Genomic DNA, 11,677 nt, shown 5'->3' with positions numbered 1-11,677 from the left:
GCAGTCTTCATAGCCTAACAGATCTGAAGGCTCAGCATGCCTGGTCAACCCTAAAGTGCAGGTCGGATCGCCAGGGAGTTTCCGGGTAACTCTGACAAGGTTGTTCCTACCTCGCCCTCCCATCATCCGAAATCAGGATAGCATGATACTGTAACCGCTGTCAACAATTTTATTGTCAAAGTTTTGTAAATTATTTTGAGGAAAAATTCACAAGACTATTCGGCTTCATGACTTTATTATGGCAAGACAGGCGTTTTATATTTTGGACAAGATCACCCATGCAGATTGTTAAAATCATCTCAAGCATATTTTTTTCATTTTGATAGAACCGGGTGTACACTGGCGCCATCAAAATGAAGGAAGTGATCATGATGACGGATGCAGGAGGCTATCTTCAAGTCGAAGGTTGGGTCATGAACGGGTTTAATCGGTACATGATTGACCCTGCTGGGGATACTGTGCGGCTGCCCTTGCTTGTGTTGTACGTCGATCAGTTTTGGACGCAGGGCGGTACCCCGCTGACGCTGCCAAGCCAGCCCATCAGTGTCGAATTCACTGAGGCGCTCGCCAAGACCAAAACCGTTTGGAGCCTAGGCCAACGCGTCCGGTTATCGGGCCAAGTCGCGGCGATTCACGTCACGCGTGCCTCGCAGCAACGGATCGTCCAACAAGTGCGGCAGCGCATCGCGACGCTTGACCGAAACCAACTTAAAAAATTTTGGACTGGCATGCTGAAACGCGATGAAAAGTTAGCCAAGGTGAAGGATCTTCGCAACCAGTATCTCGCGGGAAAAATTGGGCTTAACACGCTGCAAAACGAGGAGAACCGCATTTTTACCCACGAACGGCACGTTTGGCTCGAGGAGCTGGCAGTGGTCCATGACAAACAGCTTGCGATGCGGCGGCGGGCCGCAAAGGACTTACTGGCTCACAGCAAGACGGCCTATATCCTCAAAGATCCAACGCACATCATGCACACCGTGAGTGGCAGAAGTCATACCGAATGGCGGACCAGACCCAGTCGCTCACCTCGGGGTGGCGTCCAAAAAATATTTGTCGCGACCGCGCTCGATCCGCGCGTCGAGCGCAAAATGATCAAGAATCAATATCAGCGGGCAGAGTTGCTGGTGCCGCTGGAAAATTTCAGGGAATACTGGCTGAGAGTGGGGCGGCCGGTGGAACTGTTACCGGAGGCACCGAGCAGTTTAGAGGAGAAGCAGCAGGAGTGGCTGCAATATGAGGCGAATAAGCTCACCTACTAAATCTCGCACGTATACGATGAATCTAAACTGCAGAAATCCCGTTGACATAAGTGAAATTTTCTCACTCAAACCAACGGGATATAAGGCCAAAGTAATATCACCCAGCGCACACGGCCGCCTCCAACCATCAATCCTCCGTAATGTGGTTAGATAAGCCGAACTGACAACTTTAATCGTGGGAAAGTGCCATGCTCATACTGATAGTGTCAAACAAACCGCCAGCCCCATTTGTTAAAATATTTGCGCATGCTGTTTAACATCTGCAAAATACCTTTAACTGAACGACGATTTTGACGCTGCCATTCATGAACTATGTATGCATTAGGATAGTATGCTACCGTCCCAAGTTCGAACATTTTACGTGACAAGTCAGTATCTTCCATGTACAGGAAAAACCGTTCGTCAAATCCGTTTACCTGTTGTAATGCTGCAGTTTGACATACCATGAAAGAGCCCGAAACGACCTCAGCTTCATGTTCCTGATCATAGTGTCCATCGTAAACAAATTGTGCCTGCCGCTTGGGAAAGGCCCATCCACCGACAAATCTCAGAGCAAGATCAAAAACAGTTGGACGTCTCTTAACCAACTTCTGCGTCTGGCCATCGGAACCAACTATTCGCGGATTCAGTAAAACCACCTTGTTCACTTGCATATAACCAATCATTTGGCTTATCTGTTCAGCGTTCGGAATCTTTACGTCAGGATTGACAATAAAGTGATACTCAGAGTCAAGCTGCTTAACAGCCAAGTTATGCCCGGCGCCAAAACCACGATTCACAAGAGGAAAAATCGCTGTAAAGTGCTGATCATTCTTCTCAAATTCATGCAGAATCACATTGATATCATGGTTTTTAGGAGAGTTGTTGATGAAAAAAATATGGTAGGAAGCGCCCCTCGGAACTGTCTCTACTATATTCCGATAGAGCTTACGGATGTCGGCTGGTAATTGGTTATAAAGCACCACCGAGTAGCTTAGTTTCACCTCAGTCCCCCACTCTCATGAAAACTAATCATTTTTCTTATTGATGCCTCGTTGAGAAACCACGACAATCACACTGTCGATGATCAACTTGACGTCCACCATAAACGAATAATTTCGGGCATACGAAGCATCAAACGCCGCCTTGTCATCATCAGAAACCTCGTTGCGGCCATTCACTTGAGCCATACCAGTTATTCCGGGGCGCACCCGATCGGCGCCATTTGCTCGCCGAAGCTCAAGGACATGATTATCTGTTTTGGCCAACGGACGGGGTCCAATCAGACTCATTTGACCCACGAACACGTTAAACAGCTGAGGTAGCTCATCAATTGAAGATTTTCGAAGAAACCGGCCGAGGGGCGTCACATAGTGAGCCATGGCCTCCTTCGAAAAATCCTTGTTGGCTTTTTCAGGAGCGTCAACTGCCATCGAACGAAATTTAACCAAAGTAAATGGCCGACTGTCGCGACCATAACGGGTTTGACAGAAAAACACCGGACCAGGGGATGTGATCTTAATAAGAAAAGCCACAATCAACATCGGAACGGCAAGCACGATAATTCCTAGTCCCGAAAGCACAATATCAAAAGAACGTTTCACATAGCGACGATAAAAGAAGTGAGCGCTGATCTCGGATATTTGCTCTTGTGTGTCTCTTTCGTCACTATTTTTCATCATTCTTGTGTTCAATTCCTTCATCATTTAGCATGCCTCCAGCGACCAACAAGTGAATGTTCGGCCAACTGCTCTGTCATTACTCGACTGAGATATTTTAACATAGCGGTAAAAAGCGACCAAGCAAATCGCCTAGAAACAGGCATTTTGTAGTGTTTAAGTTAGAAACTTTAACGTTTCTTTACCGAGAGATGTCCGAGCCGCCGAATTTGTAGGCCATTGTTTTCTACATCGCAGTCAATTGGGTATGAACCCAAGAGCTCCATTAGTGCTCCTCGCTCAATAGAAATTTTAATGACTACTTGATAGATATTTTAGTGACACCAAACGCTCTTGAGAGCAGGATATTATATGGTCCAGTAGGTTTCGCAACCATATCGAAATCTGTCTCTTTGCTGACAGAGTACTTCGTCTGACCAACATAAGAATAAGGCGACACAACAATCCCGCGTTTATGATTATAATGCTTCTTCTGCTCTGAAATAGAATCATATCGAAGTTGAATTGCGATATTTGTCTTCATAGAGTCGATAAAGCCACTGCTCAGACTCAGAAAGGTCTCAAGGAACATGACCATAAATACCAGGATAAGGACAAAACGGTTTAACTGATCATCAAATACAAGCTCCATGCTCTTGGTCGTGGCAATCAGTACAAAAAGAAACGGCAACAGATACATTCGACCTGCATTCGGATCCAACTCGGGTGACATGACTAATGCATATACCATTAGCGCTGCACCGACAAAATAAGGCAGAACTTCTGCAATCACAAACTTGTAATCCTTATGGACGAGTCTCAAAGCGACAAACAGAATCAACAAAATCAGTGGAATCAGCAACTTTGCCGAAACAATATCATTTAACCCCGTGAATCGCATTGTAAGCCGGTCAAAAAGACTAAATTGCATGAACCATGCGTCATGGACTCGGGCGCGCACAGAATTCCCGGGAGCTACAATTAAAAAAATGTAACCCAAAAGGTATGGCAACAGTAACAATAGTCTTGTCTTCATAAAACGTATTTGTTCTTTATTTAGGGCAAAATAGAGTAGCAGGAAGGCAATCACTCCCACCCCGGAATTTTCGTTGCTGGCGCCACTTAAAAACGAAACAGGAATCATCAGACACAAAACGGCCCATTTTTTGGGGTCAACTTTCTTCAAAATATAATAGATAAAGGCTAGGTTCAAAGTGGCCGTCCACAAATAATTTCCTGAGCCACTCGTCCAGAGTACAACTTGTCCGAAGGAAGGCATCAGCCAAAACAGCCCTAGTAGAATAAAAGTATATTTAATAAAACTCTTTGGTTCATGTAAATTACTGACACCAGCCAGCTTCAGAATCAACAGGGACATAATGGCAAACACAAGCCCGTTCAACACCCCAAAGGGAATTCTGCCAAGTGACACAAGGATACTAGCAATAGACTCAGCCACAACTCTACCGGACCAGACAAAATATCGATGATATTGAGTCTGTGCAATCTGAAGAAACGTTAAGCCCTTACCATTGACAATATTATTAAAGTCATCTGACCAGGCAGGAGTTTTTGCAGTCCAGAATGAGACAAAAGCAAAAACAGCGCCGACGGCCAGATAGTTCAAATTGTTCTTAATTTTAACAAGCAAGAAATAGTCCTTTCCGCACATATTCTGAAATGGGTATTCAGTCAGGAAAAGACAATTGATCCCAGCGTTATTTTAGCGAAAGGACGATTTTCTTCCATCTAGGATGCCAGCATTTGACACGAACGACATGCAATCACACGTGTGACTCTTGTTACTTATCAGCCTGTTGCTCTGCCATAAATTGAGTTAATGCTTCCTGCCAAGTTGGAATTTCAAAACCAGTAGCTTTGGTTTTGCTCAAATCAAGAATTGAGTGGCGTGGCCGCCATGCCTTTTGTGGATACTCCGCAGAGGTAACTGGCGTCACAGTAACTGCCTTATCCTTGAGAATTTCACTTGCAAATTCATACCAATTACAAGAGTTGTCGTCTGAAAGATGATAAATACCATAGTCAAGCTTGCGGTCGATGGCAAAAATCATGAATTCGGCTAGAGTCTTAGTCCAGCTTGGACGACCGTATTGGTCATCTACGACGGTTAAGTGGTCGTGAGTCTTAGCGAGATTAAGCATGGTGTATACAAAGTTGTGACCATACTCACCAAACACCCAACTTGTGCGGATAATATAATACTTGCGTGCATACTTCTGAACCATCTTTTCGCCCTCGTACTTGGCGCGACCATACTCGTTACGGGGGGCGGGCTGATCATCGACGGCATAAATCTCCTTGGCGTCTCCGTCGAACACATAATCGGTACTGATATAAACCAGCGTCGCGTCCACGGCCGCTGCTGCCTTGGCCAAATTTTCTGTGCCATTAACGTTCACCAACTGATTAATGGCTTTACCTTCATCCTCTGCTTTATCAACAGCAGTATAGGCAGCACAATGATAAAGGACATCAGGTTTAAAATCTGCTAAATAATTCTGAACAGCTGCCGCGTCAGTGATATCCAATTCCTGCGCGTCTGTAGCCCGGTAATCAATCCCCTTTTGATCAAGCATATGCCGTAGTTCTGTACCTAGTTGCCCTTTGGCCCCAGTGATTAAAATTTTCATCATTAAATCTCCTTGCTTTTGCGGATTTTGAAACAAAAGCGGGGCGTCAACCGCACCGCTTTGTGAAATCATATTTGGCACAGACTATTGACCCTGTTGAGCATACTTCGCTTCAACCTCAGCTTTTTCTGCTTTCCACCAATCCTCGTGGTCTGCGTACCATTGAATCGTATGCTTGAGTCCGGATTCGAAATCCGTAAACATAGGCTCCCAGCCAAGTTCCGTACGAAGTTTGGTCGCGTCTATTGCGTAACGCATGTCATGCCCGGGACGATCTTTGACTTGCTCATAGTCGGAGGGATCTTTGCCCATGTCTTTGAGAATCATCTCAAGGACCGTTTTGTTGTCCTTCTCACCATTGGCACCGATAAGGTAGGTCTCACCTATCTTACCTTTCGTTAAAATCAACCAAACCGCAGCCGAATGATCTTCCGTGTGAATCCAGTCTCGAACATTCTTACCAGTTCCATACAATTTTGGCGTGATTCCTGACAGAATATTGGTAATCTGACGGGGGATGAACTTTTCAATATGCTGATACGGGCCGTAATTATTAGAACAGTTAGAAATGGTCGCTCTGACACCAAAGCTTCGTGTCCATCCATGAACAAGCATATCACTGGCGGCTTTGGTCGAAGAATACGGACTCGAAGGATTATAGCGCGATTCAGTCGTGAACTTTTCCCCAACGCCTTCCCCATGCCCGGGGAGGTCTTCGCGAAGTGGCAAATCCCCGTACACTTCGTCAGTCGAAACATGATGGAACCGAACGTCATATTTGCGGGCTGCTTCGAGCAATGTGTACGTACCGATCACATTACTGTGTAAGAAAGGTTGAGGATTTAGAAGCGCGTTGTCATTGTGACTCTCCGCAGCGTAATGGACGCATGCATCCACTTGGCTCATCAAACGATCGACAAGTGGCGCATCGCAAATATCGCCAACCACTAACTTCACCCGGTCTCCCAAAACGTCCGCGATGTTTGCTCTATTGCCCGCGTATGTCAACTTATCAAGGACGATGATTTGAACATCAGGGTGGTTATTATAAACGTAATGCACGAAGTTTGAGCCAATGAACCCAGCTCCACCGGTAACCATTATTTTCATTATCAGATCTCCCCATATACAAAGTTGTTGTCTGCATCTTTCAGCAGTGGGTGATGCTTGTCCTTTTCAGACATGATCAGTCGATCTTGAGACATTGGCCAGAGGATTCCGACATCCGGATCATCAAAAGCAATTCCCCTGTCAGCCTCAGGCGCATAATATCCCTCAACCTTGTAGCAGAAATTAACATCAGCCGTCAAGGTGATAAATCCATGCGCAAAACCACGAGGTACTAGCAGTTGACGGTGATTAAATTCACTGAGAATATATCCTTCCCATTGACCATACGTTGGAGAGCCTTTCCGAATGTCGACTAGAACATCCTCTACAACACCTGTCACGACACGAACCAATTTTGTCTGCGCCGCATCTCCATACTGGTAATGCATGCCCCTTAGCACACCAGCCTCAGCAGAAAGAGATTGATTATCTTGATTAAAATCATTAGTGATGCCGACCTCAAGAAACTTGTCTCGGGTGTAGGTCTCAGTAAAAAATCCCCGATTATCTCCAAAGACATCAGTTTCAACTAACTTCACATCCTGAAGCTTAGTTTTGATTACTCTTAAACTCACTTTGCTGCCTCCTGCTGGACTAATCTAATCAAATACTGGCCATACTCAGTTTTTTTCAGAGGCTCCGCTAGTTTCGCGACTTGATCGATGCTGATATACCCCATCCGATAGGCGATTTCCTCTAAACAGGAAATCTGAAGATTCTGTCGTCTTTGAATCGATGCGATAAAGCTCGACGCTTCCTGCAAAGATTGGTGAGTGCCAGTATCAAGCCAGGCGAAGCCTCGTCCCATCAACTCAACATCCAATTGATTCTTAGCTAGATACGCCTTGTTGATATCAGTGATCTCTAACTCACCACGAGCCGACGGCGTAATACTCTTGGCAATTTGGACAACGTTGTTGTCATAAAAGTAGAGCCCCGTCACAGCATAGTTACTAGCTGGATGCGCCGGTTTCTCAACAATCGACTTGGCGTGCATGTTCTCGTCAAAATCGACCACACCAAACCGCTCTGGGTCATTCACATGATAGCCGAAAACTGTAGCACCGATTTTTTTACTAGCAGCGTGCTGCAGCATCTTGGATAAACCACCACCGTAGAAAACATTGTCACCAAGAATTAGGCAGACAGAGTCTTCACCGATGAAGTCTTCAGCTAAGATGAATGCTTCCGCTAATCCATTTGGATGCTGTTGCACCTTATAAGACAATCTCAGACCTAATTCCGATCCGTCACCGAACAGTTCTTCAAATCGTGGTAAATCTTTGGGAGTTGAAATCACCATAATATCCTTGATGCCAGCAAGCATTAAAGTTGACATCGGATAATAAATCATTGGTTTATCATAAATAGGAATTAGCTGCTTAGAGATTGCACGGGTGATTGGATAGAGTCGCGTACCAGATCCACCGGCCAATATAATGCCCTTCAACGAGAACCCTCCTCTGTAAGACTGCCTTTTACGAATTATCAAACTCACAGCAACCACTATATCACGGTCAGACCCGATATACCGAAAGCCCCAACAACTCTAACTAGATCTTAGTGTTTCAGCACACCGACTGTGTCTTCCGTTTGAGATAAGAATCAATATTGCGTGGCCTTGTGATAATCAGAAAAAGAAAAATCAGGTTCTTAAGTATGCCTGTTTTAAGCGTTCCATGGCGCAGAATCTGATAAGAAACCGAAAAGCGGTTGGCAGTTAATAAACTTGCCACTAACTTGGTTGCGCCTTGATCAACTGCTTTCACAGGCACGCTCTGCGCGATTAGTGACTCAGCCTGAATCTGAATATCGTAGATTCTCTTAAGCGATTCTTTCCGAGCATCTATTCGCAAGGCACGACGCCACATCGGAACTTCAGCCCCTACAGCATTATTTCCATGCTGACGATACAAGATAGTTGCTTCATCCAAAAGCATCATTTGCCCCCTGGCTGAAGCATTCAGCGCGTACCACCAGTCATGCATGGCCGCATCTTTAAGATTTTGACTGACCACAAGTCTTTTCAAGTCGTCATTTATGACTACCGTACAGCCGGTAACACAGTTCTGAACTAATAGATGAGCATAATTAGTGTTTTTTGAATAGTGTGCTGACACGCGCATTGACGCCTGTAAGGTCTTCAAGTTCTGGTCGACAACGCGTAAATCTGTATAAACCAGGCCTGGGCCGGTCAGCTTCTGCATTGCCGCGATTGACAGCCCAATCTTATTCGGTAACCAAACGTCGTCTTGATCACAAAAAAAATAATAATCGGCTGAAGTATGTTTCAGCAGCTCATGAAACCCTTGTTTGGCCCCGAGATGCTTTGGTAGTTTCTCCTCGACAGAAATTCGCGTGTCTGACTTAGCAAAGCGCGCCAGGATTGACGGCGTTTCATCTGTAGAACCATCATCGTGGATTACCAGATTCCATTTCTCATAGGTCTGGGACTGAAGCGATTCAATCTGCTCGCTGATGAATTCCCCACCATTATAGGTTGTCATCAGGATTTTTACTGTAGTCATCTGTTCCTCCTTACAGCACCTCACCTAGTCAATAAAAAATAGTCAGCGGTGCTAAAAATCGAAATGATGACGGTTAGACGGTAGATCAACATACACGCCAAGAATATCCCCAACCTTAGCATATTTGAGTACTTGCAGGGCACGATCAAGCATCCTCTTGGTTGTCACTTGATAACTGACTTCCAGTGCAACTGCATCGACTGAGCTTGCAATTAATGAAGACTCCGGTTCAGTCAATAGTGGACCCGAAGTAATAATGACAAGTTCATAGCTAGCGCTTAAATTGGCCAAGCCGTTGCGCCAATCAGTCTCGACGAAGAAGGCGGGAGACTGCTGCTTCAGGTCGCCACCAATTAATACATCAAGACCATGCTCATGCTGTATCAACGACATTAGATTGGCTTCGTCAAGTTTGGTATCAATGGAATCTAAAACCTTGCTAGAATCAATCTGAAACTCTCGCTTAAGCGCCGCTATTTCTTCCTGTCGAAAGGTGATTACCAAAGTCTTGACTTTCCTAGTACTTAAGTACTGGCAAAGTCGAAGTGCTAGTCCGCTAGTCCCTGAACTTTCTTTACCAGGTGTAGTCATTAAAAACACATTGCCGCCTGAATTTTTCTTATGAATCAAAAGAGCTTTGGCTAAATTATCGATGCTCTTACTGGGACTTAGTTCTTTCACTCCGTTTTGGTTTGTTGACATTTTATTCTCCTCTTTCGGTGTTAATCCTTGAAAGGTGGAATCTCAGCCACCACGTGCAGCTTGCGATCGGTCAGATCACTGAGTGCGTGAATCCGAGGATCAAATAGCGTCAGCGCGAGCACACCCATGAACGAAAGTGCAAACCCAGCTACGGCCCCTGCGACAGCATAACGCTTAGACTTTTGAGAGGATGTCGTATTGCCTGCTTTCGCAACTGACATCACAGCGACTGTGCCATTATGGTTTGTGACCTGTTTTACAGACCGCCGAAAATCTTGGACCATTAAATTGGCAATTTTGGCCGAGAGGCGACCACTGCCACTTGTAACACTGATAGTGAATAGGCGAGAATTTGATTCATTATTAACCTGAACTTTCGCCCCACCTTTGCTGGCCAACAAATCTTGGTCTCTAGTGCTCAGCTTGGATACAGCTGCATCAAGTGCCGAGGAATCGGACAGAATATCCTTGTAGGTGCTAAGTAGCTGAGTATCAGCCTGATTCTGGGTTAGGACATCTCCTAACGTTTCCTTTGCATTCTTATCGGTCATCTTCATGACAAAGGTCGAAGAAGAAGAATATGTCGGGCTTTTCAACAACTTGGGTGCACTATAGCCTCCAACAAAACCGGCAAGCGTTACAACGAGGACAACAACGCCGTAATGAACTAAATTATATAGAAACTGTCTTATGTTCAGCATGAATGATTCCCTTCACTTTAAGCCAACTAGATACTCAGCGATTTCAGAAACAATACTAACATCTTTAAAAGTTAATTTCATTCTTGATTGGGTGCATCAGCTCATCGCACGACCTGCCTTCAACTTAGATGATGAAGCGCATTATAATCACGCATAGATGCATCAAGAACATCATTTTTGTCGTGCTCTTTGAATTCCTCGATGCGCCGCGGCGCAATGACTTCGCCACTGCCCCTCGCTCGCTTCTTCAAGAATGCTTCGCGTGATTTTGAGTAATAATGATTCAACCTAATACGTTTTCCAGAATACTCTTTTGTGGTTGCCCAAGGGACGACTGTCCCAAGCTCATTCACCGCATGATACCCAGGTAAGTAATTTGGGGCGTGGGATAAGGAGAAGTAGAACACTCGACGCGGATTGCAAATAGTTTTAATCAGGAGGTTCTTTGTAAAGTCAAAACGCGACCGTAATACAAAGTTGTCTGTCACCAATCCCGCGGGTTGATGTTCAAAATGGGAAGAGCCATAGATCAACCAGTTTACGGCCAAACCTCCAACATGCGGCCTGTCCAGTATATCCTCTATCACGGGCTTAACCTCGTGATCTCCCTCGGGACTATAAATAAACTCGTCTGCATCAATAAACGCCATGAAACGGCAGGCCAAGCCATAATGGTTCAAAGCATGGTTATATGCGTCAAGTTGCCGTACTACGCCATGAATCGGGATCAGCGTCACACGTTCACCGAAGGAACGTAATACATCCTGCAGGTCATCTGTACTGTCATTATCGTAAAGAAAAATATGATCTACTCCAGCCGAAAGATGGTAGCAAATCCACTCTGCCATATAAGGGGCTTCATTCTTAACTATGGAGACTATCCCAAGTTGGTACTGGAAATGTTTTGGCTCACGGACAGCCATCAGCTTCAGAAGATTCACTAATGCCGCTGGAATCAACAGAATGCGAATAATCGTCCGCCAACGTAAATTGTCCGTGTGGTCATCGAGACGAATAACAGTATCTAAGCGATCTGCACTGTGGATGATCCATGAAATTCTTCTTTTTAGGCTCAAGAATGCACCT

12 protein-coding genes are annotated in these 11,677 nt (G+C 45.1%); 1 reads left to right on the top strand and 11 read right to left on the bottom strand.

The genetic code is table 11. The features are described 5' to 3' along the window. Positions 1 to 368: 368 nt before the first annotated feature. Positions 369 to 1,262: a hypothetical protein gene (locus JUE30_RS02220; RefSeq protein ID WP_203623420.1), complete on the top strand. Its 894-nt coding sequence runs from the start codon at positions 369 to 371 to the stop codon at positions 1,260 to 1,262. A gap of 206 nt (positions 1,263 to 1,468) precedes the next feature. Here JUE30_RS02220 and JUE30_RS02215 read toward each other — a convergent pair whose 3' ends face one another. From JUE30_RS02215 to JUE30_RS02165, 11 genes are all read right to left on the bottom strand, one after another. After that, positions 1,469 to 2,245: a glycosyltransferase gene (locus tag JUE30_RS02215; protein WP_203623419.1), complete on the bottom strand. Its 777-nt coding sequence runs from the start codon at positions 2,243 to 2,245 to the stop codon at positions 1,469 to 1,471. 24 nt (positions 2,246 to 2,269) lie between these two features. Beyond that, a complete protein-coding gene (locus JUE30_RS02210; RefSeq protein ID WP_239061341.1) occupies positions 2,270 to 2,947 on the bottom strand; it encodes a sugar transferase in 678 nt (225 codons plus the stop codon). Positions 2,948 to 3,218: 271 nt separating this feature from the next. Next, positions 3,219 to 4,550 carry a DUF6056 family protein gene (locus tag JUE30_RS02205; protein ID WP_203623418.1) on the bottom strand — a complete coding sequence of 444 codons (1,332 nt, stop codon included), beginning with the start codon at positions 4,548 to 4,550 and terminating at the stop codon, positions 3,219 to 3,221. 151 nt (positions 4,551 to 4,701) lie between these two features. Further along, positions 4,702 to 5,550, bottom strand: a complete 849-nt coding sequence (gene rfbD, locus JUE30_RS02200; RefSeq protein ID WP_203623427.1) for a dTDP-4-dehydrorhamnose reductase — start codon at positions 5,548 to 5,550, stop codon at positions 4,702 to 4,704. 84 nt (positions 5,551 to 5,634) lie between these two features. After that, positions 5,635 to 6,660: a dTDP-glucose 4,6-dehydratase gene (gene rfbB, locus JUE30_RS02195; protein ID WP_203623417.1), complete on the bottom strand. Its 1,026-nt coding sequence runs from the start codon at positions 6,658 to 6,660 to the stop codon at positions 5,635 to 5,637. A 2-nt stretch (positions 6,661 to 6,662) separates the two neighbouring features. Next, positions 6,663 to 7,235 carry a dTDP-4-dehydrorhamnose 3,5-epimerase gene (gene rfbC, locus JUE30_RS02190; protein WP_203623416.1) on the bottom strand — a complete coding sequence of 191 codons (573 nt, stop codon included), beginning with the start codon at positions 7,233 to 7,235 and terminating at the stop codon, positions 6,663 to 6,665. After that, the gene (rfbA, locus tag JUE30_RS02185; RefSeq protein ID WP_203623415.1) at positions 7,232 to 8,110 is read right to left on the bottom strand and encodes a glucose-1-phosphate thymidylyltransferase RfbA; all 879 of its coding nucleotides are present in this window, start codon (positions 8,108 to 8,110) and stop codon (positions 7,232 to 7,234) included. Before rfbA ends, rfbC begins: the two co-directional genes overlap by 4 nt. A 118-nt stretch (positions 8,111 to 8,228) precedes the next feature. After that, positions 8,229 to 9,188 carry a glycosyltransferase family 2 protein gene (locus JUE30_RS02180; protein ID WP_203623414.1) on the bottom strand — a complete coding sequence of 320 codons (960 nt, stop codon included), beginning with the start codon at positions 9,186 to 9,188 and terminating at the stop codon, positions 8,229 to 8,231. A 51-nt stretch (positions 9,189 to 9,239) separates the two neighbouring features. Beyond that, positions 9,240 to 9,890, bottom strand: coding sequence for a hypothetical protein (locus JUE30_RS02175; RefSeq protein ID WP_203623413.1), 651 nt, complete (start codon positions 9,888 to 9,890; stop codon positions 9,240 to 9,242). A gap of 20 nt (positions 9,891 to 9,910) precedes the next feature. Next, the gene (locus tag JUE30_RS02170) at positions 9,911 to 10,591 is read right to left on the bottom strand and encodes a hypothetical protein (RefSeq protein WP_203623412.1); all 681 of its coding nucleotides are present in this window, start codon (positions 10,589 to 10,591) and stop codon (positions 9,911 to 9,913) included. A gap of 119 nt (positions 10,592 to 10,710) precedes the next feature. Further along, positions 10,711 to 11,667 (bottom strand): glycosyltransferase family 2 protein, encoded by a 957-nt coding sequence (locus tag JUE30_RS02165; RefSeq protein ID WP_203623411.1) that lies wholly within the window; start codon positions 11,665 to 11,667, stop codon positions 10,711 to 10,713. Positions 11,668 to 11,677 lie beyond the last annotated feature (10 nt).

Origin of the sequence: Lacticaseibacillus sp. 866-1 (genome assembly GCF_016861825.1) — a bacterium.
GTDB lineage: Bacteria > Bacillota > Bacilli > Lactobacillales > Lactobacillaceae > Lacticaseibacillus.
The sequence above is the reverse complement of the archived record's forward strand: the minus strand, read 5'-3'. Positions and strand labels throughout refer to the sequence as shown.